Source organism: Pseudomonas sp. NPDC088368, assembly GCF_044753445.1.
Taxonomy (GTDB): domain Bacteria; phylum Pseudomonadota; class Gammaproteobacteria; order Pseudomonadales; family Pseudomonadaceae; genus Aquipseudomonas; species Aquipseudomonas bambusae.
Genome location: NZ_JBIVNG010000016.1, coordinates 1 through 26,321, shown reverse-complemented (window position 1 = coordinate 26,321; position 26,321 = coordinate 1). Strand labels below are relative to the sequence as shown.

Annotated in this window: 22 protein-coding genes and 1 pseudogene; 15 read left to right on the top strand and 8 right to left on the bottom strand. The window is 62.1% G+C overall.

The annotated features are described in order from the left end of the window. Nucleotides 1–67: 67 nt before the first annotated feature. Nucleotides 68–736 carry a polysaccharide lyase family 7 protein gene (locus ACIQAL_RS28635; RefSeq protein ID WP_401151433.1) on the bottom strand — a complete coding sequence of 223 codons (669 nt, stop codon included), beginning with the start codon at nt 734–736 and terminating at the stop codon, nt 68–70. Nucleotides 737–893: 157 nt separating this feature from the next. Here ACIQAL_RS28635 and ACIQAL_RS28630 point away from each other — a divergent pair, with 157 nt between their 5' ends. The 8 genes and pseudogenes from ACIQAL_RS28630 to ACIQAL_RS28595 all read left to right on the top strand — a co-directional run bounded on the left by ACIQAL_RS28630 (nt 894) and on the right by ACIQAL_RS28595 (nt 8,744). Then, the gene (locus ACIQAL_RS28630) at nt 894–1,184 is read left to right on the top strand and encodes a hypothetical protein (RefSeq protein ID WP_401151431.1); all 291 of its coding nucleotides are present in this window, start codon (nt 894–896) and stop codon (nt 1,182–1,184) included. A gap of 180 nt (nt 1,185–1,364) precedes the next feature. Next, nucleotides 1,365–1,817 carry a MarR family winged helix-turn-helix transcriptional regulator gene (locus ACIQAL_RS28625; RefSeq protein WP_401151429.1) on the top strand — a complete coding sequence of 151 codons (453 nt, stop codon included), beginning with the start codon at nt 1,365–1,367 and terminating at the stop codon, nt 1,815–1,817. A gap of 5 nt (nt 1,818–1,822) precedes the next feature. Continuing rightward, entirely contained in the window at nt 1,823–3,913 is a 2,091-nt protein-coding gene (locus ACIQAL_RS28620) for an FUSC family protein (protein WP_401151607.1), read from the top strand. Then, the gene (locus ACIQAL_RS28615) at nt 3,910–4,119 is read left to right on the top strand and encodes a DUF1656 domain-containing protein (protein WP_166598493.1); all 210 of its coding nucleotides are present in this window, start codon (nt 3,910–3,912) and stop codon (nt 4,117–4,119) included. The genes ACIQAL_RS28620 and ACIQAL_RS28615 overlap by 4 nt, the downstream gene beginning before the upstream one ends. Further along, complete coding sequence (locus ACIQAL_RS28610) at nt 4,116–5,021, top strand: efflux RND transporter periplasmic adaptor subunit (protein WP_401151427.1); 906 nt, start codon at nt 4,116–4,118, stop codon at nt 5,019–5,021. The genes ACIQAL_RS28615 and ACIQAL_RS28610 overlap by 4 nt, the downstream gene beginning before the upstream one ends. After that, nucleotides 5,018–6,464: pseudogene (locus ACIQAL_RS28605) on the top strand (efflux transporter outer membrane subunit). The gene ACIQAL_RS28610 and the pseudogene ACIQAL_RS28605 overlap by 4 nt, the downstream one beginning before the upstream one ends. A gap of 323 nt (nt 6,465–6,787) precedes the next feature. Beyond that, nucleotides 6,788–7,609 (top strand): aldo/keto reductase, encoded by an 822-nt coding sequence (locus tag ACIQAL_RS28600; protein ID WP_401151424.1) that lies wholly within the window; start codon nt 6,788–6,790, stop codon nt 7,607–7,609. A gap of 118 nt (nt 7,610–7,727) precedes the next feature. Continuing rightward, the gene (locus ACIQAL_RS28595; protein WP_401151422.1) at nt 7,728–8,744 is read left to right on the top strand and encodes a transporter; all 1,017 of its coding nucleotides are present in this window, start codon (nt 7,728–7,730) and stop codon (nt 8,742–8,744) included. 26 nt (nt 8,745–8,770) lie between these two features. On the opposite strand, the gene ACIQAL_RS28590 is transcribed toward ACIQAL_RS28595, so the two are convergent. Beyond that, on the bottom strand, nt 8,771–9,118 hold the full coding sequence (locus ACIQAL_RS28590) for a hypothetical protein (RefSeq protein ID WP_401151419.1): 348 nt from the start codon (nt 9,116–9,118) through the stop codon (nt 8,771–8,773). Nucleotides 9,119–9,371: 253 nt separating this feature from the next. Here ACIQAL_RS28590 and ACIQAL_RS28585 point away from each other — a divergent pair, with 253 nt between their 5' ends. From ACIQAL_RS28585 to leuD, 3 genes are all read left to right on the top strand, one after another. Further along, on the top strand, nt 9,372–10,985 hold the full coding sequence (locus ACIQAL_RS28585) for an inorganic phosphate transporter (protein ID WP_401151416.1): 1,614 nt from the start codon (nt 9,372–9,374) through the stop codon (nt 10,983–10,985). A gap of 449 nt (nt 10,986–11,434) precedes the next feature. Next, a complete protein-coding gene (gene leuC, locus ACIQAL_RS28580) occupies nt 11,435–12,856 on the top strand; it encodes a 3-isopropylmalate dehydratase large subunit (protein ID WP_401151414.1) in 1,422 nt (473 codons plus the stop codon). A gap of 1 nt (nt 12,857) precedes the next feature. After that, nucleotides 12,858–13,466, top strand: coding sequence for a 3-isopropylmalate dehydratase small subunit (gene leuD, locus ACIQAL_RS28575; RefSeq protein WP_401151412.1), 609 nt, complete (start codon nt 12,858–12,860; stop codon nt 13,464–13,466). Nucleotides 13,467–13,613: 147 nt separating this feature from the next. Here leuD and ACIQAL_RS28570 read toward each other — a convergent pair whose 3' ends face one another. Beyond that, nucleotides 13,614–14,528 (bottom strand): LysR substrate-binding domain-containing protein, encoded by a 915-nt coding sequence (locus ACIQAL_RS28570; RefSeq protein WP_401151409.1) that lies wholly within the window; start codon nt 14,526–14,528, stop codon nt 13,614–13,616. Nucleotides 14,529–14,771: 243 nt separating this feature from the next. Between ACIQAL_RS28570 and ssuD the strand changes: the two genes are divergently transcribed. Next, entirely contained in the window at nt 14,772–15,908 is a 1,137-nt protein-coding gene (gene ssuD / locus ACIQAL_RS28565) for an FMNH2-dependent alkanesulfonate monooxygenase (protein ID WP_166598483.1), read from the top strand. Between the two features lie 187 nt (nt 15,909–16,095). Then, nucleotides 16,096–17,199 (top strand): sigma-54 interaction domain-containing protein, encoded by a 1,104-nt coding sequence (locus ACIQAL_RS28560; RefSeq protein WP_401151604.1) that lies wholly within the window; start codon nt 16,096–16,098, stop codon nt 17,197–17,199. Nucleotides 17,200–17,329: 130 nt separating this feature from the next. Here the strand turns inward: ACIQAL_RS28560 and ACIQAL_RS28555 are convergent, their stop codons facing one another. Continuing rightward, nucleotides 17,330–17,665: an antibiotic biosynthesis monooxygenase gene (locus ACIQAL_RS28555; protein WP_401151407.1), complete on the bottom strand. Its 336-nt coding sequence runs from the start codon at nt 17,663–17,665 to the stop codon at nt 17,330–17,332. A 208-nt stretch (nt 17,666–17,873) separates the two neighbouring features. Between ACIQAL_RS28555 and soxR the strand changes: the two genes are divergently transcribed. After that, nucleotides 17,874–18,335 carry a redox-sensitive transcriptional activator SoxR gene (soxR, locus tag ACIQAL_RS28550; protein ID WP_401151405.1) on the top strand — a complete coding sequence of 154 codons (462 nt, stop codon included), beginning with the start codon at nt 17,874–17,876 and terminating at the stop codon, nt 18,333–18,335. On the opposite strand, the gene ACIQAL_RS28545 is transcribed toward soxR, so the two are convergent. The 4 genes from ACIQAL_RS28545 to rlmM form a co-directional block, all read right to left on the bottom strand. Next, on the bottom strand, nt 18,326–18,814 hold the full coding sequence (locus ACIQAL_RS28545) for a hypothetical protein (RefSeq protein WP_401151402.1): 489 nt from the start codon (nt 18,812–18,814) through the stop codon (nt 18,326–18,328). The two genes, soxR and ACIQAL_RS28545, sit on opposite strands and share 10 nt — an antisense overlap. 193 nt (nt 18,815–19,007) lie before the next feature. Then, a complete protein-coding gene (locus tag ACIQAL_RS28540) occupies nt 19,008–20,429 on the bottom strand; it encodes an FAD/NAD(P)-binding protein (RefSeq protein WP_401151400.1) in 1,422 nt (473 codons plus the stop codon). 346 nt (nt 20,430–20,775) lie between these two features. Beyond that, nucleotides 20,776–21,339, bottom strand: a complete 564-nt coding sequence (locus ACIQAL_RS28535) for a helix-turn-helix domain-containing protein (RefSeq protein WP_401151397.1) — start codon at nt 21,337–21,339, stop codon at nt 20,776–20,778. A gap of 281 nt (nt 21,340–21,620) precedes the next feature. Then, nucleotides 21,621–22,688: a 23S rRNA (cytidine(2498)-2'-O)-methyltransferase RlmM gene (rlmM, locus tag ACIQAL_RS28530; RefSeq protein ID WP_401151394.1), complete on the bottom strand. Its 1,068-nt coding sequence runs from the start codon at nt 22,686–22,688 to the stop codon at nt 21,621–21,623. A gap of 237 nt (nt 22,689–22,925) precedes the next feature. Between rlmM and acnA the strand changes: the two genes are divergently transcribed. Then, nucleotides 22,926–25,667 (top strand): aconitate hydratase AcnA, encoded by a 2,742-nt coding sequence (gene acnA, locus ACIQAL_RS28525; protein ID WP_401151391.1) that lies wholly within the window; start codon nt 22,926–22,928, stop codon nt 25,665–25,667. Nucleotides 25,668–26,321 lie beyond the last annotated feature (654 nt).

Sequence of the window (26,321 nt, the reverse complement as noted above, 5' to 3'; positions counted from 1 at the left end):
GGGCAGAATCAAAAGCGGCATCACCGCCAACCGCCTTTAGCTCGCAGCTCGCAGCTTGCCGCTGCGGTCAGGCTTTCTTGTCGTGGGCAATCTGCAATTTGTAGAACGTCGCCGCCCCACCTTCCGTCGCATACCCGGCGTTGTCCTGGGTGTAGACGCCCGCCTTGAAATACAGCTGCTTGCCATTCCACGTGCCGTCCAGCCGGGCGTTCCATTGCATGTCGTGAGCGTTGACGCTGAGGTCGCCCGCTGGGGTCAGGTGGATGGTGTAGTTGAAACGCTCCTTGAGCAGCACCCCCGTGGCGAGCTGGATCACCACCGGCTCGGACGTCGGCGTAGGGCGGTATTTGATGACCAGATTGCCGTTCTTGGTTTTTTCCTTGTACTGGTATTCCAGCTTGAGCAGCGGTTCCGTGCTGCCGTAGCAATGAATCTGGCCGATGACGATCTTGCCGGTCGACGGCACTTGATCGACCGTCAACGCGGCACGCAGGAAGTTGTCCGCCTGGCTGTAGGCCCAGTTGTGCACGGCGCCGTTGGCGTAGGTCTCACGCAATTCCGTGCGCGGGTAAATGGCGTTATCGGTCCGTGACCCGGTCACGGGCGCCCAGAAAAACAGCGTTTCTCCCGAACGGAAGTACCCATCCTGATAGCCGCTGAGCAGCTTCGTCGTGTCGATGATGGCCGCAGGGGTGCCTACGGGTACGGAGAGATTCCAGGTGGCGAGGTCGATCATGTTGCGCTCGTGGGTGCGACATGCGCACCAGCAAAGGGATGTCTCTGGAACGGGGGTTTGCGCCCCGCTTCCTGTCGTCTTTGCTATCGGCTGAACCGGTTTTTCTTTAGCTCGCCCACTCAGTCAAGAAACTGCCGAAGAAGGTCGAAAATCGGTCTTGGCTATCATCTCGACATCATTCGAGTTCAAACGCTTGATTGCGCAAATTTTGATCAACACGGCGAATTCCGCGGTCGGCGTTTTCCACCGGTCGCGCCATTTTTTTGAAGCGCCCTTAGAGGAAATCCAAAAAATCGCCAAAAAGTGTGCGGAAGCGCCGACAGACGGTCGAAGAATTTCCAGGCTAATCGCTGTTGCCACTGTTTACACCGTACCTGTGAGAGCGAATTCATTCGCGAAGGAGGATCGTCCGAAACATCTCTATCGCCTGACACACCTTCGCGAATGAATTCGCTCCCACAGGGATATGCGGCAGCCCGCGCCCTCACCATCCATCTCCCCGCCTCATCCCCCCATTGACGAAACGACTTTGTTACCGGATATTAATAGTTAGCAACCTAATAATGCAGCGCCTAATCATTCACTGCCTAACCAAATCCTTTTATCGAATCCACCAGTGGCACCGCTCATGAACCTCGACTCACTGCAAATGCACATCACCGGCGGCGTGGTCGCGGCGTCCCGTCAATGGCGCCGCGTCTGCCAGACCACGCTGGTGAACTACGGCGTGTCCGAGGCCTGCGCGGGTCCGTTGTTGATGATCGCGCGCCTGGGCGAAGGGGTACGCCAGGTCACCGTCGCGCAAGCCTGCGGCCTTGAAAGCCCCTCGCTGGTGCGCCTGCTCGACCAGTTGGGCAAAGCCAATCTGGTGCAGCGCACCGAAGACCCGACCGACCGCCGCGCCAAGGCCCTGAGCCTGACCGATGAAGGCCGCGCACTGGCCAACTCCATCGAAGAAGAACTGATCCGCCTGCGTCGCGACGTGTTCGCCGACATCGACCCCGCCGATCTGGAAGCCACTCTCCGCGTGTTCAAGGCTTTCGCCAAAGCCAGCCCCGTGGGCCCGGAGCTGTCCTCTTGAAAGGCATGTTTCAGGGCTTCTTTCAGGGCGTCCCCCCTTCCCGCGACTGGTTCTACGGCGTGCGCACCTTCGCCGCGTCGATGCTCGCGCTGTACATCGCGCTGATCTTCGAATTGCCCCGCCCCTACTGGGCGATGGCGACGGTCTACATCGTCTCCAGCCCTTTCGTCGCCCCCACCAGTTCCAAGGCGTTGTACCGCGCAGCGGGCACATTCCTGGGAGCGGCGGCTTCCGTCGTGCTGGTGCCAATGTTCGTGCAGACGCCTTTTTTGCTGGCCACGGTGATCGCGCTGTGGACCGGCACCCTGCTCTACCTGTCCCTGCATTTGCGCACCGCCAACAGTTACGCGCTGATGCTCGCGGGCTACACCATGCCGCTGATTTCCTTCCCCGTGGTCGACAACCCGCAAGCGGTGTTTGACGTCGCCGTGTCACGGACCGAAGAAATTTTGCTCGGCATCGTCTGCGCCGCCGTGGTCGGCGCGATGTTCTGGCCCCGGCGCCTGGCGCCAGTGCTGGTCGACACCATGGGCAAGTGGTTCCAGGACGCCTCGACCTACAGCGACCTGTTTCTCTCTCGTCGTGCGACGCCGGAAACGGTCGGCGCCCTGCGGACGGCCATGGTTGGCACCTTCAACACCCTGGAATTGATGATCGGCCAGCTGCCCCACGAAGGCACACACCGCCAGACCGTGCGCAACGCCAAGGAATTGCGCGGACGCATGATTCACCTGTTGCCAGTGATCGACGCCCTTGACGACGCCTTGTGGGCCTTGGAACGTCGCACCCCCGAACTGGTGGCCGACGTCGCGCCGCTGATCCTCGAATGCCGCGACTGGGTGGAAAAGACCACCGACGGCGCGCCCATCAACTATTGGGAAGCGCTGCACACTGAACTCGACCGCCTGCAACCGACCCCGGCGCAGCTGGATGACCGGCGGCAATTGCTGCTGTCCAACGTGCTCTATCGCCTGCGCGAATGGATCGATCTGTGGCAGGACTGCCGCAGCCTGCAAGTCGCCATCACCACCGACGATCACCGCCCATGGCGCGCGGTCTATCGGCACTGGCGGCTGGGGCGCCTGTCGCCGTTCCTCGACAAGGGCATGATGCTGTACTCAGTGGCCACCTCGGTCAGCGCGATCATCGTCGCCTCGGTGCTGTGGATTCTGCTGGGCTGGCAGGACGGCGCCAGTGCCGTCGCGCTGGCCGCAGTGGCGTGCAGCTTCTTCGCGGCCATGGACGACCCCGCTCCGCAGATTTACCGCTTCTTTTTCTGGACGATGCTGTCGGTGGTTTTCGCCAGCCTCTACCTGTTCGTGGTGTTACCGAACCTGCACGACTTTCCGATGCTAGTGTTGGCATTCGCCGTGCCGTTCATCTGCGTCGGCACCCTCACCGTGCAACCGAAGTTCTACCTCGGCACGTTGCTGACCATCGTCAACACCTCGTCGTTCATCAGCATTCAAAGCGCCTACGACGCCGACTTCCTGAACTTCGTGAATTCCAACATTGCCGGTCCCGTGGGCCTGGCGTTCGCCTTCGTCTGGACCCTGATCGTGCGCCCGTTCGGCACCGAAGTGGCGGCCAAGCGCCTGACACGCTTCAGTTGGAACGACATCGTTTCGCTAAGCGAGGAAGCGAGCCTGGCCGAACACCGGCGCATGGGCGTGCGCATGCTCGACCGGCTGATGCAGCATTTGCCGCGCCTGACCATCACCGCCCAGGACACCAACATTGCCCTGCGTGAAGTGCGAGTGGCCCTGAACATGCTCGATTTGCTGGCCTACATGCCACGGGTGCACGCGGTGCCACGCCAGTTGCTGCGTCAGGTGGCCACCGAAGTGGGCACGTATTTCCGCGCATGCCTCAAGGCCCGCGAGCGTTTGCCAGCGCCCAAAGGTCTGTTGATGACCATGGACCGCGCACGCCGCTCGCTGACCTTCGACTGGATGGGCGACGACGAGTCGCGCCTGCACCTGCTGCACGCGCTCAGCGGATTGCGTCTGGCGCTGCTGCCGGGTGTGGAAATCGTCGACGTGCTCGCCGAGCAAGAAGAACAACCGCCGTACGGCATCGATGGAGCGCCATTGTGATTGGTGATCTGGACATCAGCGGGATTTTCCTGCCGACCTTTCTGGTGCTGATGGGCATCGCTTACGTGATTTTTCTGGTGGTGCACGCCGTGCTGTCACGTGCCCACTTCTACCGCCTGGTCTGGCACCGGGCTTTGTTCAACGTCGGTCTATACGCTCTGCTGCTCGGCGTCGTGGATACCCTTAGTCGATACCTGATGAAATGAAAAAACCTCTGTTGACGCTGGGCCGTGTGGTCCTGACATTGCTGGTCATCCTGCTCGCCGCGGTCGTCGTCTGGCGCATGGTGATGTATTACATGTACGCCCCCTGGACCCGCGACGGCCACATCCGCGCCGACGTGATCCAGATCGCCCCGGACGTGTCCGGCCTGATCGAAAAAGTCTCGGTCAGCGACAACCAGGCCATCACCAAGGGCCAGATCCTGTTCACCATCGACCAGGACCGCTTCCGCCTTGCGCTGCGTCAGGCCCAGGCGACCGTGGCCGACCGCAAGGAAACCTGGGAACAGGCCCAGCGCGAGAACAAGCGTAACCGCGGCCTCGGCAACCTCGTCGCCCGCGAGCAACTGGAAGAAAGCCAGTCCAAGGAGGCCCGCGCCCTGTCGGCATTGAACGAAGCACAAGTTGCGGTGGATGCCGCGCAGTTGAACCTCGACCGCTCAGTGATCCGCAGCCCGGTCGATGGCTACCTCAACGACCGCGCGCCTCGGGATCGGGAGTTCGTCAGCGCCGGACGCCCGGTGCTGTCGGTGGTGGACAGCGCCTCGTACCACATCGACGGCTATTTCGAAGAGACCAAGCTCGACGGGATTCACATCGGCTCGAAAGTGGACATCCGCGTGATCGGCGACAACGCCCGCCTGAGCGGCCACGTCGTCAGCATCGTCGCCGGTATCGAAGACCGTGACCGCAGCAGCGGCTCCAACCTGCTGCCCAACGTCAATCCGGCATTCAGCTGGGTGCGGCTGGCGCAACGGATTCCGGTGCGCATCGCCTTCGACGAAGTGCCGGAAGACTTCCGCATGATTGCCGGGCGGACCGCTACGGTGTCGATCATCGACGACGCCCTCGCCGACAAGAACACCCAGAAAGGAGCCGCCCAATGAAACGCAGCGCGGCCTTCCTGAGCGCGGGCCTGGGCCTGTTGCTGTCGGCCTGCACGGTGGTCGGCCCTGACTACAAGCTGCCGAAGGACGCAGCGGTCAACCGGCCCGACTTGCAGGGCGAGATCGCCGGCAGTTCGGCCAACGTGGTCTCCGCGCCGGTGCCTGCCGACTGGTGGCGCCTGTACAACGACCCGACCCTTGATACCTTGGTGAGTCAGGCGCTGGTCTCCAGCACCGACCTGCGGGTGGCCGCCGCCAACCTGCAACGGGCCCGTTATCAGACTGATGAAGCCGACGCCGCTGGAGGGTTCACCAACAGCGCCAAGGCCGGGGCCCAACGCTTGCAAGAAGCCGGTCAGGCGTTTCTGCTGCCGGAAAAAGTGCCGGTGGCCAACGTCGGTGATATCGGTTTGACCACCTCCTATCAGTTCGACCTGTTCGGCGTATTGCAGCGCGGGATCGAGGCTGCCGAAGCCAACACCGACGCCGCTCAGGCCGCCGTCGACACGGCGCGGATCACCCCTGGTGGCCGACGTCGTGCGTTCGTACACGCAGATTTGCGCGGCCAACGAAGAGCGCAACATCGCCCTGCATTCGCTCGATCTGCAAAAGCAGAGCGTCGACCTGACCCAACGCCTGCGCGATGCCGGTCGTGGCGACGAAACGCAAGTGACGCGCTCGCAAACCCAGTTCAAATCCCTGCGCGCCGACTTGCCGCGCTACGAAGCCGCACAAAGAGCCGGGATGTATCGCCTGTCGATGCTGCTGGCCCGACCGCTGGATCAACTGCCGAAAGGCGTGGCGGATTGCGCTGAACTGCCCCACATCGCACAGGTGATGCCGGTGGGCGACGGCGCCGCGCTGCTCAAGCGTCGCCCGGACGTGCGTCAGGCCGAGCGTCGTCTGGCGGTGTCGAGTGCGGCGATTGGCGTGGCGACCGGCGAGCTGTACCCGGACATCAGCATCGGCGCGACCGTCGGCACCGTCGGTATTCTCAAGGAACTGGGCGAGCCTTCGACCAACCGCTGGGGCTTTGGCGGCGTGATCAGCTGGACCATCCCGTCCAACGGCGCACGGGCGCGGATTCACATGGCCGAAGCCTCGAATCAGGCGGCGCTGGCGCATTTTGACGGCGTGGTGCTGAACGCGATCCGTGAGGCCCAGACTGGCCTGTCGCAATACACCGCCCTGCTGGAACGCCGCGACGCTCTGGCCGACACCGAAGAATCCGCCAGACAAGCCGCCGACCAGACCCACCGCTTTTTCATGGCCGGGCGCGAATCCTTCCTCGCCGACCTGCAAGCCACCCGCACCTACACCGACGTCACGGCGCAATTGGCGGCGGCGAATACGCAGGTGGCCATGGGACAGATCGATTTGTTCCTGGCGCTGGGTGGGGGTTGGGAGAATAAACAGGCGGCGCAGGCACAGGCATCTCAATAAAGGGGCAGATCAATATCTGTAGGAGCTGCCGGGGTGGCGCTCCACCTTGCCTGCGATCTGGCGCGAAGCGGCAGTAAACCCGGTGCATGCGGTGTGTCAGGTGTACCGAGTCGCCGGGTTTCACTACTGCTTCGCAGCAGATCGCAGGCAAGGTGGAGCGCCACCCCGGCAGCTCCTACGGCCTCCGGCCAGAAGCGGACTCGCGTAATACCGCCGATCTGCTCGCCGCTTGCCGCTCCAAACTCATCGCTGCTTCTCAAATTGAACCACTCCCCGCCTACACTGCCTGATCGTTCTATACCCCATTCGGCAGGAGGCACCCCATGCGCACGCTCCAACTGGCAGACAAAACCGTTCCCGTCATCGGTCAGGGCACGTGGCGCATGGGGGAGGATCGGCATCAGCGGCAGGGCGAGGTAAAGGCGCTGCAACGGGGCATCGACCTCGGGCTGACGTTGATCGACACCGCCGAGATGTACGGCGACGGCGGCGCGGAAGAAGTGGTGGGTCAAGCCATCGCGGGCAAACGCGATCAGGTCACGCTGGTGAGTAAGGTCTACCCCCATAACGCCAGCCGCAAGGGCATCCCCGCCGCGTGCGAGCGCAGCCTGCAACGGATGAAGACCGATTTCATCGACCTGTATCTGCTGCACTGGCCCGGTCCATACCCACTCGACGAAACAGTCGAAGCCTTCGAGCGGCTGCGCGAAGACGGAAAGATCGGCCGTTGGGGCGTGTCCAACTTCGACGTGTCGGACTTGCTGGAATTGAACGACCCCCGCTGCGCCACCAATCAGGTGCTCTACAACCCCGAAGAGCGCGGCATTGAGTACGACCTTATCCCGTGGATGGAAACCGCCAGCATGCCGCTGATGGCCTACTGCCCCATCGGCCAGGCTGGCAACCTGCTGATGAACCCCGCCATCCTCGAAGTCGCCCAGCGCCACGACGTCACTTCAGCGCAGATAAGCCTCGCGTGGGTGCTGCGACAGGACGGCGTGATTGCCATCCCTAAAGCGGTCGACCCGCACCACCTGCAATTGAACGCAGAAGCGGCAAGCATCGAGCTGACGCTGGAGGACGAGCTGTTGATCGACACCTCATGGCCCGCGCCGATCCGCAAACAGCGTTTGGGAATGGTCTGAACCTCCCGCTGCCACCCAAACATGAAACGATACAAACCGTCACAAAACTGTCAAAACCGCTTGCGATGATGCCGCTTTAGATCCTGCCTTCAGCGGCCTCTCTCGCCTGCGAGCCTTCATGAATCAAACCATTGCCCGTCATCAGGACTCCGACATTTTCGGTCTGCTGTATGGATTCCGCTTTCGTCCCGATGAGTCCGCCCGAGAAATCGATGCGGCAACGGCGCTGGAAACCCTGCGCAACCCGACCGACGACAACGAATTCATCTGGCTGCACTTGAACCTGGCCCACGCCAGTTGCGAACGCTGGTTGAAAACCAATCTGGAACTGCCGGACGAATTCCTCGAAGCGTTGCACGAAGGCTCGCGCTCGACGCGCATCGAGCATGTGGACTCGGCCCTGCTGGCAGTGGTCAACGACGTGGTCTTCGACTTCAACCGCGTCTCCACCGACATTGCCACGCTGTGGGTCTGTGTGCGCAGCAACCTGATGATCTCGGCACGGCATCAGCCATTGCGTTCGGTGGACAAGCTGCGCTCGTCGGTCAAACACGGCGAAACGTTTCGCTCCCCGCTCGAATTGCTGGCCCACTTACTGCGAGACCAGAGCGACGTGCTGGCGCAGTTCATGCGCAAGACCAGCATCAGTGTCGACAAGATCGAAGACCAGTTGCTGTCTCAGCGGTTGAGCAACAACCGCACCGAACTGGGGGCCATGCGCCGGGTGCTGGTGCGTCTGCAACGGCTGCTGGCGCTGGAGCCGGGCTCGCTGATGCGCCTGCTGCACCGCCCGCCGCAGTGGCTGCTGGAAGAAGACTTGCAAGAGCTGCGTCAGTCCACCGAAGAGTCAGCGCTGGTGATCAGTGACCTCACCGCGCTGGGCGAGCGGATCAAGCTGCTGCAGGAAGAAATCGCCGCCAACCTCAACGAACAGAGCAGCCGCACGCTTTTCACCCTCACCGTCGTGACCGTGCTGGCGCTGCCGATCAACATCGTCGCGGGCTTTTTCGGCATGAACGTTGGCGGCATTCCCCTTGCCACCGATCCTCATGGGTTCTGGATTCTGGTAGCGCTGGTGGCGACGTTCACGTTCGTGGCGGGACGCTGGGCGTTTCGCAAGAGCCGGGATTATTGAAAGTGCCGCCGGGGAGCCAGCGTCAGCTAAGCCTTCAGAACGTGCTTCAGTCCGCTGTAGGTTGTTCTTTGTTGATGTGAGTCGATGATGAGGACCGAAGCTCTGGCTTTGTTGCCGATGCGTGCCTTGTCCCCCAAACGGTTGAATCCCCATTCGAGCGTCACGGGGCGCTCGCTGCCCAAACCCTCGTTTCTCAGGTTGCTCGACGCCAGAATCTCACCACTTACGGCATCCGTGATGCTGAACGCGTGAAACACGATATCGGCAAGGTCTGTCTTGAAAATGATATTCAAAGGTTTGGAGATGGGGAGTTCATCATCTTCTCTCAGGTCTTGAATGAACGGCTCATTCAGCACCGGCTTGACATCGCTCATAGCGGGGCACTCCGTATTGCGGTCCAGAGGGTCATTGCGTTGAACGCTTTATCCTCAGGCTAGCGGCCATCGACACCGATCCTAGACCGTTTCGCGATGGCGCTTATCGCGCTTCTGGCATCCTCAAAACTTTTTTTTGAGCACCATCCATCCCTTAGCGCAACAAATCCGCCACAGGGCTGTCGTGCGTCGCATCTCTGTCACATTTTGTAATGATCATGGGCACTATCCCATCTCAACAGGATTGTGAATCATGGCGACCCCTACATTGGCTCAAGGCTCCTTGAAAGGCGCAGGGCTGAGTGCTCAATTCGGGCGCAAGCCCGGCGTTCTGACGATGGTGATCTTCTTCGCCGTACTCGGTCTGGGCCTGCTGTACACGGCGTTCAGCCTGAAGTCGGACATGGACGATCTGGGCACGGTCGTGACGACCTGGACCCCGTTCCTGTTGCTTGGCGTTGCGCTGTTGATCGCTCTGGGTTTCGAATTCGTCAACGGTTTTCACGACACCGCCAACGCGGTGGCCACCGTGATCTACACCCACTCTTTGCCGCCGAACGTCGCGGTGGTCTGGTCAGGCCTGTTCAACTTCCTCGGTGTGCTGTTTTCCAGCGGCGCAGTAGCGTTCGGCATCATTGCCCTGCTGCCGGTGGAGCTGATCCTGCAAGTCGGCTCCTCCGCCGGCTACGCCATGATCTTCGCCCTGCTGATCGCGGCCATCCTGTGGAACCTCGGCACCTGGTGGCTGGGCCTGCCAGCGTCGTCGTCGCACACCTTGATCGGCTCGATCATCGGTGTAGGGGTGGCGAACGCGCTGATGCATGGTCGTGACGGCACCAGCGGCGTGGATTGGTCGCAAGCCACCAAAATCGGCTACTCGCTGCTGGTCTCGCCGGTGGTGGGCTTCACCTGCGCCGCCCTGTTGCTGCTGGCCCTGCGCCTGCTGGTGAAGAACCGCGCACTGTATAAAGCTCCGGAAGGTGACACCCCGCCACCGATCTGGATTCGCGGCCTGCTGATCCTGACCTGCACCGGCGTGTCCTTCGCGCACGGCTCCAACGACGGCCAGAAAGGCATGGGCCTGATCATGCTGATCCTGGTCGGCACCCTGCCGATGGCCTACGCGCTGAACCGCGCCATGCCTGCCGATCAGTCGCTGCAATTTGCGGCGGTGGCGCAAGTCACCCAACAGGCCCTGAGCAAGGCGGCGCCAGCGCCGGCCCCTGCGGATTCGCGCCAGACGCTGTCCACCTACATCCGCGACAAGCAGCCGACGCCTGAACTGGTACCAGCCCTGGCCGTGATGGCGGGCAAGATCGGTGACCAGGTCGCCAGCTACGGCTCGCTGTCCAAAGTCCCGGCCGAAGCCACCGCCAACGTGCGTAACGACATGTACCTGACGTCCGAAGCCATTCGTTTGATGGACAAGGGCAAGGTCGGCAATTTCGACGCCGACACGCAGGGCAAGGTGGACCTGTTCAAGCAGCAGATCGACACCGCCACCCGCTTCATCCCGCTGTGGGTCAAAGTGGCCGTCGCCCTCGCGCTGGGCCTGGGCACCATGGTCGGCTGGAAACGCATCGTCGTGACCGTCGGCGAAAAAATCGGCAAGACCCACATGACCTACGCCCAAGGCGCTTCGGCGGAAGTCGTGGCCATGGTCACCATCGGTGCGGCGGACATGTACGGCCTGCCCGTCTCGACCACTCACGTGCTGTCGTCCGGCGTGGCGGGCAGCATGGTGGCCAACGGTTCAGGCCTGCAAATGCGCACCCTGCGCAACCTCGCCATGGCCTGGGTCCTGACCCTGCCAGCGGCGATCCTGCTGTCGGGCGGCCTGTACTGGTTCTTCACCCAGATTTTCTGATTCGCAGAGCTTCACGTGCTCTCCTTCACAGGCGCTTCGGCGCCTGTTTTTTTTTGCGTGCCGCATACAACCGGTCCCGCCTTTGATTCTGGCCGCAGGCCGTAGGAGCTGGCTTGCCTGCGATCGGCTGCGCAGCAGTCGCAAACCCAGGCACCTCGGTGTGCCAGGCAAATCGTGCATTCAGGTTTTGCTGCCGGTGCCCGGCAGATCGCAGGCAAGCCAGCTCCTACGGCCTTGGCGGTGTTTCAGACGCAGCGGGGTCGACTGACACGACACCATCGCGGGCAAGCGCGCTCCTACAGGAAATACGTGCTCCGTCAGCATCACCCACCATCAAACACGATCCATGTCCCATGCCCACACCCTTCGGCCATTGATGCCCTTCCCCGCCTGCCTAAGATGTTGACTACAGCCTGTCTGGCCGTGATCTCTTCCAAGCGAGCCTCTCCATGACTCAAACAAGAACGCTGTATGACAAACACATCGACTCGCACACCGTGTGCAACCTCGACGATCAGGGCCATGTACTGCTCTACATCGACCGTCAGGTGATCAACGAATACACCAGCCCGCAGGCGTTCAGCGGCCTGCGCGAAGCCGGGCGTGATGTCTGGCGCCCCGAGACCGCACTGGCCGTGGTCGATCACGTCAACCCCACCGCCCCTCAGCGTGTCGCCGCCATGGCCGATCCGGGTGGCGCGTTGCAAGTCTCCTATCTCGCTGACAACTGCGAAAAATTCGGCATCGAACTGTTCGACGTCCTCGATAAACGCCAGGGCATCGAACACGTGATCGCCCCCGAGCAAGGCTTCATCCTGCCGGGCATGGTCATCGCTGCGGGCGACAGCCACACCACCACCTACGGCGCCTTGGGCGCGTTCGGCTTCGGCATCGGCACCTCGGAAATCGAACACCTGCTGGCCTCGCAGACGCTGGTCTATAAACGCCTGAAAAGCATGCGCGTAACCGTCGAGGGTGACCTGTCCAGCGGGCTGACCTCCAAAGACGTGATCATGGCCCTGATCGGCAAGATCGGCGCGTCAGGCGCCACCGGCTACGCCATCGAATTCACCGGTTCGACCATCGCGGCCCTGAGCGTCGAAGCGCGCATGACCATCTGCAACATGGCCGTCGAAGCCGGTGCACGGGGCGCGTTCATGGCGCCGGACGAGAAAGTCTTTGCCTACCTCAAGGACAAACCCCTCGCTCCAAAAGGCGATCTGTGGGATCAGGCCGTCGCCAAATGGAAAGGCTTGCACAGCGACCCGGGCGCCGTATTCGACCGCGAAGTCCAACTCGACGCCCGCGACCTGCAGCCCATGGTCACCTGGGGTACCAGCCCGGATCAGGCCGCCGCAATCAATGGCAGCGTTCCCGACCCGGAGGCCATCGCCGACCCGATCCTGCGCCAGGACATGCGCCGCGCCCTCACCTACATGGGCCTGGAAGCGGGCATGCCGCTGAGCGATATCGTCATCAGCCACGCCTTTATCGGCTCCTGCACCAATGCGCGCATCGAAGACTTGCGTGACGCTGCCAAGGTCGTGCGCGGCAAACACGTGGCCGAGCATGTGCGGGCGATGATCGTCCCTGGCTCCACCGCCGTGCGCGATCAGGCCGAAGCCGAGGGGTTGGCGTCGATCTTCCGCGATGCCGGTTTTGAGTGGCGCCAGTCCGGCTGTTCGATGTGCCTGGCGATGAACGACGACGTGCTCGCCCCCGGCGACCGCTGCGCGTCCAGCACCAACCGCAATTTCGAAGGCCGTCAGGGCGCCGGTGCCCGCACCCACTTGATGAGCCCGGCCATGGTGGCCGCCGCCGCCATCACCGGCCACCTGACCGACGTTCGCAGCCTGCAAGGGAGTTTCTGAGATGCAGCCTTTCACCCAAGTCACCGGCAAGGCCGCGCCGATGCTGGCGGCCAACACGGACACTGACGTGATCATGCCCAAGCAATTCCTCAAGGGCATCGACCGCGCCGGGCTGGACCGCGGCCTGTTCTTCGACCTGCGCTTCCTGCCGTCGGGCGAGCCGAACCCTGAATTCATCCTCAATCAGCCGGGCTGGCAAGGGGCAAAATTCCTCGTCACCGGGCCGAACTTCGGTTGCGGGTCGAGCCGTGAACACGCGGTCTGGGGCCTCAAGCAAATGGGCATTCAGGCGCTGATCGGCAGCAGCTTCGCCGGGATTTTCTACGACAACTGCCAACGCAACGGCGTGCTGACCATCGTGCTGGACGAGGCGCAGGTTCAGGCCTTGGGCCAGGTGATCAGCCAGGCCGACAGCGCGCAAATCGAAGTGGATTTGCCCTCGCAGGAAATTCGCCTGCAAGACGGACGCGTCATACCGTTCAAAATCGACGAACTGCGCAAAAACGCCCTGCTGCTGGGGCTGGATGCCATTGGCAGCACGCTGCAAAAGCGCGAACAGATTCTCGCGTTTCAGCAAAAGCATCTGGCAGAGAACCCGTGGCTAACCTGAATCATTACTGACGAAACCCATTCCAACTGTAGGAGCGAATTCATTCGCGAGACGTCGGTACATTCAATAGAGAGGTGCCAGACACACCGGCCCCTTCGCGAATAAATTCGCTCCTACAGGTTCAGGCTGCATGCCGCGAAACGTGTTCTACAAAGACAACCCCTGAAAATGCGCCTGCAAAAACTCCACGCACACCCGCAATTTCCCTGAATTGGCCAGCCGCGTCGGGTACACCGCCCAGACGTTGGCGCTCTCGGTGTATTCCGGCAGCACCTGCACCAGCCGCCCCTGCTCAAGAAAGGGTTTGACGTCCCACAGCGAACGCTGCAACACCCCGCGCCCGTCCAGCGCCCATTGCAGGACGATCTCGCCGCTGTTGGACGACAGCGGCCCGCTGACACGCACGCTCTCCCGCACGCCGTCACGCTCGACATGCCAGATGCCAAACGCGTTGTCGCGCTCCTTAATCACCAGGCAGTCGTGCAGTTCCAGGTCCACCAATTGCTGCGGCGTGCCCCGACGCGCCAGGTAATCCGGCGCCGCGCACAGTACCCGTCGGTTACTCACCAATTGGCGACCGATGTGCTGACCGGGGATGTCGTCACCTACGCGGATCTCCAGATCGAAGCCCTCGCTGACGATATCCACCACCCGGTCGAACAGGTCCAGCCGCACTTCCAGATCGGGGTACGCCTCGGCCAGTTTCGAGATCGCCGGAGCGACGTGATTGCGGCCGAAACCGAACGAACTGCACAAATGCAGCTTGCCCCGTGGCGCCGAATGGGCGTCGGACAATTCGTCGTGCAGCAACTGAAAATCTTCGAGAATCCGCACCGCCCACCGCTGCACGCGCTCGCCGTCTTCGGTCAGCGCGACCTTGCGGCTGGTGCGGTGCAACAGGCGCGTGGCCAGGGTCGATTCGAGGATCTGGATGCGCTTGCTGACGTACGCAGGCGACAGCCCGAGTTCATCGGCGGCGGCCGCGAAGCCAGCCTTGCGGATCACGGTGAGAAACACCCGAAGGTCTTCGGGCAACGGCGCCACTTCTTTTTTTGAGGTCATGCGGCTTCTTTTGGTCAGGCTCGGTCAAGGACCTGTGGTGTTCGCCAGCAGGCCGGCTCCCACAGTTGGAATCGCGGACAACAATAACATCCCGCGCCGCTCATACGTTTCAAAACGTAAAACCGGGCATATCTCCGAACGTTCTAAAAATATGGAATTCAGTTCTTTTACGGAATAAATCACAACCTCTATAACTAGCGCACTTATTCCAAAAGCCACCGATTCCCGCTCGAAGGATTTCTCATGGATGTTTTCTGGTTTCTACCGACACACGGCGACGGCCATTTTCTGGGCACCACCAAGGGCGCGCGCCCGGTCACGCTCAATTACCTGAAGCAAGTGGCCCAGGCCGCTGACGACTTGGGCTACCACGGTGTGTTGATCCCGACCGGTCGTTCCTGTGAAGACTCCTGGGTGATCGCCTCGGCGCTGGTGCCACTGACCGAACGCCTGCGTTATCTCGTGGCGATCCGTCCGGGCATCATCTCCCCGACCGTCTCCGCGCGCATGGCCGCGACCCTGGACCGCCTGTCCGGTGGGCGCCTGCTGATCAACGTCGTGACCGGTGGCGACCCTGATGAAAACCGTGGCGATGGCAGCTTCCTTGACCACAGCGAACGTTACGAAGTCACCGACGAATTCCTGAAAATCTGGCGCCGCGTGTTGCAGGGCGAAGCTGTCGATTTCGAAGGCAAACACCTCAAGGTGCAGAACGCCAAGGCGCTGTACCCGCCGATCCAGAAACCCTACCCGCCGCTGTATTTCGGCGGTTCTTCGGAAGCCGCCCACGAGCTGGCCGCCGAGCAGGTGGACGTGTACCTGACGTGGGGCGAGCCGCCTGCCGCAGTCGCCGGAAAACTGGCTGACATCCGCGAACGCGCCGCCCGCAATGGCCGCACCGTGAAGTTCGGCATCCGTCTGCACGTGATCGTCCGCGAGACCAGCGAGGAGGCATGGAAAGCCGCCAACACCCTGATCGAGCACATCAGCGACGAGACCATCGCCGCTGCGCAGAAATCCTTCTCGCGCTTCGACTCCGAAGGCCAGCGCCGCATGGCGGCCCTGCACGACGGTCGACGCGACAACCTGGAAATCGCCCCGAACCTGTGGGCCGGCGTCGGCCTGGTGCGTGGCGGTGCAGGCACAGCGCTGGTGGGCAACCCTGAAGAAGTGGCGGCACGCATCAAGGAATACGCGGACCTGGGGATCGAGAGCTTCATCTTCTCCGGCTACCCGCACCTGGAAGAAGCCTACCGCTTCGCCGAGCTGGTATTCCCGTTGCTGCCTGAACCGTACCGCAGCCTGGCGGGGCGTGGCATCACCAACCTGACCGGGCCGTTCGGCGAGATGATCGCCAACGATTTGCCACCGCAGAAGTAACCCGTTCACCGCATGACCTGTGGGAGACGCCGGAGGTTAGGACGGCAGCGAATTGATTTGCCTGACTCACGACCGCTTTCGCCAGCGTCCTAACCTCCGCAAGCTCCCACAAGGTATTCGGCGGCATTCGTACACGGAGTTCCCCCACATGACCGCCAGCGTTCCGTTTCAACCACAAGTGATCCCCATGCAGCTACTGACCTTACCGCCTTCCCCAGCCCTGGCGACCTCCATCCGCGCCACCGCACAGGTGTTCGAAGACCCGAAATCCCAAGCGTTGCTGGCCCACGTGCAACAGGTCGCGCCCAGTGATGCCAGCGTGCTGATCATCGGCGAAACCGGCACCGGCAAGGAGTTGGTCGCCCGTCACATCCACAACCTGAGCGACCGCCGCCATCAGCCGTTCGTGGCCGTGAACTGCGGGGCGTTCTCCGAATCGCTGGTCGAGGCCGAGCTGTTTGGCCACGAAAAAGGCGCGTTCACCGGCGCGTTGACCGCCAAGGCCGGCTGGTTTGAAGAGGCCAACGGCGGCACGCTGTTCCTCGACGAAATCGGCGACCTGCCGATGGCCATTCAAGTGAAGCTGCTGCGCGTGTTGCAGGAGCGTGAAGTGGTGCGGCTGGGTTCACGCAAAAGCACGCCGATCAACGTCCGCGTGCTGGCGGCCACCAACGTGCAGCTGGAGCGTGCGATCAACGCCGGGCACTTCCGCGAGGACCTGTTCTACCGCCTCAACGTGGTCAACCTGGAGCTGAGCACCCTGCGTGAGCGCCCTGGCGACATCATGCCGCTGACCCGTCATTTCATTGAGGTTTACAGCCAGCGCCTAGGTTGCGGCCCGATCCAGATCAGCAGCGACGCCGAGCACAAGCTGCGCACTTACAGCTGGCCGGGCAACATCCGCGAGCTGGAAAACGTCATTCACCACACGCTGCTGATTTGCCGCAACGGCGTGGTCCAGGCCAGCGACCTGCGCCTGTCGAACCTGCGTCTGGAGCGTCAGGACGACGCATCACCTGCTATCGACGACTCCACCGACGCGCTGTTGGCCCGGGCGTTTCAAAAGTTGTTTGAAGAGCAGGCAGGCGCGCTGCACGAGAAAGTCGAAGATGCGCTGTTGCGCGCGGCTTATCGCTTCAGCCACTACAACCAGGTGCACACCGCGCAACTGTTGGGCTTGAGCCGCAACGTCATCCGGGCGCGGCTGATCAAAATCGGCGAGTTGGCCGTGAACAAGCGTCGACCGGGCGAGCAGGTGCAAGGCGACCGGATGGTGCAGTTGTCGGTCTGAATCAACGTCCTGCGGGGTGTGAACGGACGCCATCGCTGCCGTCGTGCCTCCGGCGTCTCCCACAGGTCCGGCAGCGGGCTGACGATTCCTGCTCCTCCTGTCACTGCCACAGCGGCGAAACGGCAGACATTCAACGCGACCCTGTGATTTCTCCCACCATTTCGTAGGCGTTGAACGCCATCGCCGTCGTCCGGTGCCTGCGAATCAATCCCCACAAATCCCCTTCGCCCTGCTCGGCATTGCGGAACGCCTGTTCACAGGCGGATTTGGACTGCCACAGCACATGGCTGAGGACTCGCCCCTGGTCTTCACTGACATGCACACTGGCGCGGATGAAACCGGGGTACGTACGGGTGAAGCGCTCGAAGCGCTCATTCAGGTCCGCCACCAGACCGGCGTGGTATCGGGGATCTACCGTGAACTCGACGAACTGACTGAACGGAAGGTTTGAGTCTTGTGACGTCATGAACGCTCTCCACAGATGAACGGATGTCGCAGAACAAAGTGCAGCATTGAGATTTCGCGTGAACTACGTTTCTTGCGTCGTATTGTCAGGGGCGACAGTGTGTCCAGGCGCTGCCAGTTGTTAATGCAGGTTGCGAAGGGTAAAACCTCCACTTAACTAGAGGTCAAGCATCTTTTGCCTGTTGATCAACGGGCTATTGAAGGAATCCATGCGCTCAACCGCATTTCAGCATCTGCCCCAAGAACTGACCGTAGGCCAACTGTCGGCCCGCAGCGGTGTCGCCATCACCGCGTTGCGCTTCTACGAAACCAAAGGGCTGATCTGCAGCCAGCGCAATGCGGGCAATCAGCGCCGCTACTCCCGGGACGTGCTGCGCCGGGTGGCGCTGATCAAGACGGCGCAGCGGCTGGGCATTCCGCTGGCGACCATTCAGGCCGCCTTCGACACACTGCCACAGGATCGTCCGCCCAACCTTGAAGACTGGAACCGGCTGTCGGAATGCTGGAAGGCCGACCTCGACGAGCGCATCCATCGCCTTACGGCCCTGCGCGACCAGCTCAACGGCTGCATCGGTTGCGGCTGCCTGTCGATGGAGGCCTGCCCATTGCGCAACCGAGGCGATACCTTGGGCGAAGATGGCGCCGGTCCTCGACTTCTGGATCAGGACTGAACGTGCTGCGGCCCCACCAGCGTGGCGGCCAGCACCCGGTCGTCGACCGAGAGGTGCATTTGCTGCATCGACTGGTTCAGCTCGTTCGTGGCCTGGATCAACGAGTTGGACATGGCCATGATCTCCATCTGCAACTGGCGAATCTTGCCTTCGCGTGCTTTTGGCGACAGCGAGTGATCACTCATGAAGGCCTGCATGTCCTTCATCTTTTGCGCGATGCGCGCCTGTATCGAACGGATCATCTTGAGCTGATCCTTGATCCGGTCCGGCAGGTTCGAGGCATCGATGTCAGCGTTCTTGTCACCGGTTTTCGCCGCCTTCTGCGCTTCGGGCGACAACAGCACCTCGACGCTTTTGCGCATTTGCTCGGCCGCGCTGGGTATGTCAGTTGAATCCTCAGTGGTTTGCTGACTTTTAGCGGTCGCCTGCTGCACAAGCAACGCCGCGTCCGCCGGGTTGCGGAAACTCAAGCTCATCATGAAAAAAACGCCTCCATAGCCCTGGCTGCCCTGCGACCACGTGGAAAACCCACACGGTTTCACCGGTTCCATCCCACGCTGTCGGCTCTTTCGGATAGCCCTTTAGGATGGAGGGCCGGAAATGTGTCTGAGTCGACACAATCTTGGCTTTGATACGCTGTCAGGCGTTGATTCTGGCCGCAGGCGTCTGGCGTCAGCCTTCAGAAATCTCCGCCAACCTCACCGCCAGCGCCTTCGCCTGCAACGCCACATCGGTCACCGCCGTGCTTTCCCACCACATCCCTCGCAGCGGCGGGCCCATGGCGTACAGTCGAGACGACACCCGCCCTTCGGCGTCCAGCACCGCGCCGCCCGGATCGGAAGCGATGCCCAGCGCCAGCGGTCCCGGCTGAATCAGCCCCCGCGCCAGCAATTGCCGAGGCAGGGCTCGGTCCACCCGGCGCCAGTCATATTGAATGCCGGTCGAGTTGATCAGCGCGTCACCGCGCACCTCGGTCGGATGATCCTCGCCGCGATAGCGCACGCTGATGCGCACCTGCCCCGACTCGCGATCCTGCACGTCTTGTAACGAGGCCGCATGAATGTTCAGACGGCCCTCCTGCACCAGCCGCTCCAACAAGGCCGCGCTGGGCGGTGGCGAGCGGTGGTGATGGCTTTCCCACCAGGGGCGGACATGGCGTACGAACTGTCGCCGCTGCACGTCAGTCGCCTGACTCCACAACCGCGGGATGTGCACCCGGACGGTGTCCAGCGGCGCCTGCCAGTCAATGCCTTGGGCGATGGCCTGCTCGCACTGTTCACGCAGGGCGCGCACCAGTTGCCGGGGGCTGCGAAGGCTGTGGTCAGCGCCGAGAAAATCCGGCCAGGCAGGCGGCTGACGGCGCACGTGCGGCAGCAAACCATGCCGGGAAAACACGTCAATGGGGCCCCGATGTCCGGCCTGTTCCAGCGACACCACAGCATCGACCATGGTCAGACCCGAACCGATGATCAACACCCGGCCTTGAGGATCAAGATGACGCATCGCAGCAACGTCCCATGGGTCCACGGCCGCAGCATTCAGGGCGTTGGAGTCGGTTTGCGGCGTGCGCGCGGCGGCGAACATCCCGGTGGCCAGCACAGCGAAACGCCCGGTCAGCTCAGTGCCGTCAGCCAGCGTGAGGCGAATGCCGGATGCCACGGATTGCACATCCGCTGCCTCTCCTCGCACATGCTCGACGCTCGAACCGTGCTGCGCGCCTTTCGCCTGTGCCTCGGCCAGTCGCTGCTGCACGTACAGTCCAAAAATACCGCGAGGCGGAAACAGCTCGGCGAGCGGCACATGCTGCTGATCAGACTCCGGCCAGCCGCCCGACGCAATGAACTCGCCCAGCCAACGGGTCAGGTCATCGGCGTCGTCAGGGTCGACGCTCATGCGCGCGGCGTTGCCGTTGAGGGTGTGGCCCAATTCGGTGGCGCTGTAGGCCTCGCCCCGGCCCAGTTCGCTGCGGGACTCGACGATCACGATCCGCCGCTCTCCCGGCAGGCGCAGCAGCTTCACGGCCAGCATCGTGCCGCTGAGGCCGCCGCCGATGATCAGGATGTCGGCGTCAGGTCGATTGTGTTGTGAGGTCATTGTTTTTGCCTTGTCTTCGCCACAGTGGCGCGCCTGCCCGATTATGGCGAGCCTGCGGAGGGATTCAAACAGGACGATGGTCGGCCCGTTTCGGTACGAAGGATGCAAGGCACGGCGCGTGCCGGGATATCAGGAATTTGCTGATGTGAAAGCGGGCAACGTGTTGAAGGGCTGTTGCCTGACCAACATCTAGGGTGTGATTACAAACCCCGGCCATAGAGCGGTTCAAACCTGTAGGAGCGAATTCATTCGCGAATCGGTTTCCAGACGATGCATCTCCATCGAATGTACCGGCTTCTCGCGAATGAATTCGCTCCTACAGGAACGCGGCCGGCCGCACCATCGCTTACGACACCACATTGCGCACAAACCGTAACGCCACATCCCCGTCATTGCGATAGGCATGGGGCCGGTCGCTGGCGAACATGAAAAACTCCCCCGCCGCGATCTGTCGGGTGTCGTCCGGAAATGCGACGCTCAGGCAGCCTTCGATCACATAGACCTGCTCGCTCCAGCCCTTAGGGTCAGCCTCAGAGGCGTACGCTTCGCCGGGCGCCAGCGAGAACTCCCACAGCTCCACGCCATGCCGCGCCGATGCCTTGGCCAGCAACACCGCTTTACTCTCCGGCAAGGCGCCTGCCCAGGCCACTTCGTTGATGCGGCTCGGATCGCGCCCGTCAGGCGCCTGGATCAGATCACTGAACGCCACGTCCAGCGCCTCCGCAACGCGGTCCAGCGTGGCCAGACTGACATTCTTCTCTCCCGCCTCGATGGCCACCAGCATGCGCCGACTGACCCCAGATTTTTCCGCCAACGTGGTCTGGCTCAATGCTGCCTCGTGCCGCAAACGTCGAACATTGAGGCTGACATGCTGCAGCACCGACGCGCGTTGCGAATGTTCCTTCTGCACTGGATCGCTCCCCCATAGGACTTGGTGGGCAATATACTGCTCATCGCCATATGCCACAAACCCGCATAGAGCCTGATGCATTGAGGCGCCAGGTCTTGCTGCCGCTACGCGTCAGATCGTAGGCAAGCCAACTCCTACGCCCTCCGGGCAGAATCAAAAGCCCAGATCGCGCAAGGACTCGCTTCTGCCGAAGGCGTAGGAGTTGGCTTGCCTACGATCCGTCGCGTAGCGGCGGCAAAATCAGGTGCCACGGTTCGTCGGGATAACCGCCAGCCCGACCATCACCCCTTGCGTTTCATATCCAACCGCCGCAAATGACAGGTCACTTCTTCGCGGTCGTGGTACAGCTGCTTGCAGCCGATCGACACCTTGACGCCCCGCGCCTTGAACCCTTCCTCGATGCGCTCCAACAGGCGCTTCACCTCGGCATAGCGCTGCTTCATCGGCAGCTTGAGGTTCACCACGGCCTCACGGCACAACCCCTCACCGAGCCAGGTCTCCAGCAATGCAGCATTTCGTGCAGGCTTTTCGACGATGTCGCACACCATCCAGTCGACGGTCTGACGCGGCTTGTAGGTAAAGCCGTCGGCCATCAAGTGCTGCACCAGCCCGGTGTCCATCAGGCTTTCGGCCATCGGGCCATTGTCGATGGCGGTCACCAACATGCCGCGCTTCACCAGTTGATAGGTCCAGCCTCCCGGCGCAGCGCCAAGGTCCACGCCGGTCATGTCGCCTGATAGACGCTCGTCCCACTGATCGCGCGGGATGAAGTGATGCCACGCCTCTTCCAGCTTCAGCGTCGAACGGCTCGGCGCCTCGCGGGGGAACTTCAAGCGCGGAATGCCCATGGGCCACATCGCCGAATTGTCAGCATCGGCCAGGCCCAGAAACACCTCGCGACCGCTTTTGAAGGTCAGCAGCAGACGCGGCAGGCTGGCGTTGTCCACCAGCTTGCCCGCCTTCTCAAGCGCCTTGCGCAGTGGGCCTTCGAACTTGCGGCAGAACGTCGAGAGTTCCTTGCCGTCGTTGGTGTCGACCACTTCCAGCCACAGGCTGCCGCAGGTCGCGAAATCCGCCATGTGTTGCAGGATGACGCTGATGCGGTCGGTTTCCGGCAGCTCGACGAACACACCGCGCGCCCACTGGCGAGGGAAGATCAGGTCGGTGAAACGCACGCCTCCCATCAGGCGCTTGGCGCCATCCGCTTCGGTGCAGACGAACTCGGCGCAGGCCGCATTGGGCTTGGCCTTGGCATAACCGGACACGCCGAGGTGCGCGGCGTGTTCACTGATTTCCGAGCAGACCTCGCCTTCGAAACCGGGACGGCAATGCATGAAAAGGGTGTTCACGGAATTCTCCATGACGCGCCGGGCAGATCGCCCACGCGTCCTATACTTGAGGCGATTTCACCTCAGTGACTCGAAAGCCGCGCATGATAGCGGAATCAGGAACCACTGGCCCACGCCAAAGGTCCAGTAGTACTCAATGACCGTGTAAAGCCGCCATGCAGAGGGCTCAAACCCATCGTCTTACCGTTTTGTGTGATACGCCCGTCCGCGCCGTGCGGACCCGTCAAGGAGTTAGTCATGCCCTCCCTCGATAGCCTGAAAAGCCTCAAGACACTCGACGTCGGCAACAAGACCTACCATTACTTCAGCCTGCCCGACGCCGCCAAGACCCTCGGCGACCTCGACCGACTGCCTATGTCGCTCAAGGTGTTGCTGGAAAATCTGCTGCGCTGGGAAGACAACAAGACCGTCACCGGCGACGACCTGAAATCCCTTGCCGCCTGGCTGACCGAGCGCAAATCCGACCGCGAGATTCAATACCGCCCTGCCCGCGTGCTGATGCAGGACTTCACCGGCGTGCCCGCGGTGGTCGACCTGGCGGCGATGCGCGCCGCCGTGGCCAAGGCGGGCGGCGATCCCCAGCGCATCAACCCGCTCTCCCCCGTGGACCTGGTGATCGACCACTCGGTGATGGTGGACAAGTTCGGCGATCAACAAGCGTTCAGCGAAAACGTCGACATCGAAATGGAGCGCAACGGCGAGCGCTACGCCTTCCTGCGCTGGGGCCAGAGCGCGTTCGACAACTTCAGCGTCGTACCGCCTGGCACCGGGATCTGTCACCAGGTCAACCTTGAATACCTCGGCCGCACCGTCTGGACCAAGGAAGAAGACGGCAGAACGTACGCCTTCCCGGATACGCTGGTCGGTACCGATTCCCACACCACCATGATCAACGGCCTCGGCGTTCTGGGCTGGGGCGTGGGCGGGATCGAAGCCGAGGCCGCCATGTTGGGCCAGCCGGTGTCGATGCTGATTCCCGAAGTGATCGGCTTCAAGCTCACGGGCAAGCTGAAAGAAGGCATCACCGCCACCGATCTGGTGCTGACCGTTACGCAGATGCTGCGCAAGAAAGGCGTCGTCGGGAAATTCGTCGAGTTCTACGGCGACGGCCTGGCTGACCTGCCCCTCGCCGACCGCGCCACCATCGCCAACATGGCCCCGGAATACGGCGCGACCTGCGGGTTCTTCCCGGTGGACGACGTGACGCTGGACTACCTGCGCCTGTCGGGCCGTCCGGATGAAACGGTGGCGTTGGTCGAGGCGTACGCCAAAGCCCAAGGCTTGTGGCGTTTGCCGGGCAAAGAGCCGGTGTTCACCGATGCGCTGGAGCTGGACATGGGTTCGGTGGTCGCCAGTCTTGCCGGGCCGAAGCGCCCGCAGGATCGCGTCGCACTGCCGGACGTTTCCCAAGCATTCGACGACTTTCTCGGCCTGGCGCTCAAACCCAGCAAACACGATGAAAGCCGTCTGGAAAGCGAAGGCGGCGGTGGCGTGGCCGTGGGCAACGCCGAGCAGGTGGGCGAAGCCGAGTATGAATATGAAGGCAATCGTTATCGCCTGAAAAACGGCGCGGTGGTCATTGCGGCCATCACCTCGTGCACCAACACCTCGAACCCCAGCGTGATGATGGCGGCGGGCCTTTTGGCGAAGAAAGCCGTGGAAAAAGGCCTGCAACGCAAGCCGTGGGTGAAAACCTCGCTGGCTCCCGGCTCCAAGGTCGTGACCGACTACTACAAGGCGGCTGGCCTGACCGAATACCTCGACAAGCTCGGCTTCGACCTCGTGGGCTACGGCTGCACCACCTGTATCGGTAACTCGGGGCCGTTGCGCGACCCGATTGAAAAGGCCATTCAACAATCGGACCTGACCGTGGCCTCGGTGCTGTCGGGTAACCGCAACTTCGAGGGCCGCGTGCACCCGCTGGTGAAAACCAATTGGCTGGCCTCCCCGCCCCTCGTCGTCGCTTACGCGCTGGCCGGTAGCGTGCGCGTGGACCTGAGCAGCGAACCGCTGGGCGAAGGCAGCGACGGCCAGCCCGTGTACCTGCGCGACATCTGGCCGACGCAAAAAGAAATTGCCGACGCCGTGCTGAACGTCAGCACCGGCATGTTCCACAAGGAATACGCCGAGGTCTTCGCCGGTGACGCGCAATGGCAGGCCATCGAAGTGCCACAGGCGGCGACTTACGTGTGGCAGGACGATTCGACCTACATCCAGCATCCGCCGTTTTTCGACGACGTGGCGGGTCCATTGCCGGTGATCGCTGATGTGCAAAAGGCCCGCGTGCTGGCGATCCTGGGCGACTCGGTGACCACCGACCACATCTCGCCTGCCGGTAACATCAAGGCCGACAGCCCGGCCGGCCGCTACCTACGCAGCAAGGGTGTGGAGCCGAAAGACTTCAATTCCTACGGCTCACGTCGCGGCAACCACGAAGTGATGATGCGCGGCACGTTCGCCAACATCCGCATCCGCAACGAAATGCTGGGCAACGAAGAAGGCGGCTACACCCTGCACGTGCCGACCGATGAGAAACTGCCGATCTACGACGCCGCCATGCGTTATCAACAGGAAGGCACGCCGCTCGTGGTCATCGCCGGTCAGGAATACGGCACCGGTTCCAGCCGTGACTGGGCCGCCAAAGGCACCAACCTGCTGGGCGTGAAAGCGGTCATCGCCGAGAGCTTCGAACGTATCCACCGCTCGAACCTCGTGGGCATGGGCGTCTTGCCGCTGCAATTCAAGAACGGTCAGAGCCGCAAGACGCTTGAACTGACGGGCAAGGAAGTCCTCAACATCACCGGCCTGACCGGCGCGACGCTGCAACCGGGTATGAGCCTGACCCTGCAGATCACCCGGGAAGACGGCCAGCAAGAAAACGTCGACGTGCTGTGTCGGATCGATACCCTGAACGAAGTCGAATACTTCAAGGCTGGGGGGATTCTGCACTACGTACTGCGGCAGTTGATTGCGTCGTAACACATGACCCGTGTGGCGCTTGTCCGCTGTCGCGGGCGAGCGCCCTGCTCGGTTCTCCAGACACACCGCGTGCACAGATTTTGCTGCCGCTTCGCGCCAGATCGTCTGATCGCAGCCCGGAGCAAGCAACGTTCCTACGGCCTGCGGCCAGAATCAAAAGCTTGATCCGCGCCGTTCACCTGCTTCTGCTGAAGGAGCTGGCTTGCCTGCGATCTGTCGCGTAGCAGCAGTAGAACCAGACAACCCGGTTCTCTCGGACACACCTCGGGTACCGATTTTACTGTCGCTTCGCGCCAGATCGTAGGCAAGCCAACTCCTACGGCCTTCGGCCAGAATCAGAAGCTTGATCCGCGCCGTTCACCTGCTTCTGCTGAAGGAGCTGGCTTGCCTGCGATCTGTCGCGTAGCAGCAGTAGAACCAGACAACCCGGTTCTCTCGGACACACCTCGGGTACCGATTTTACTGTCGCTTCGCGCCAGATCGTAGGCAAGCCAACTCCTACGACCTTCGGCCAGAATCAGAAGCTTGATCCGCGCCGTTCACCTGCTTCTGCCGAAGGCGTGGGAGATTCTATGGTTGAGGGCAATGCTTTTTAGCCCTCTTTCCTGCGTCATATTCGTCTTCGTTCTGCATCAGGGAAAATGCGACGCGGGC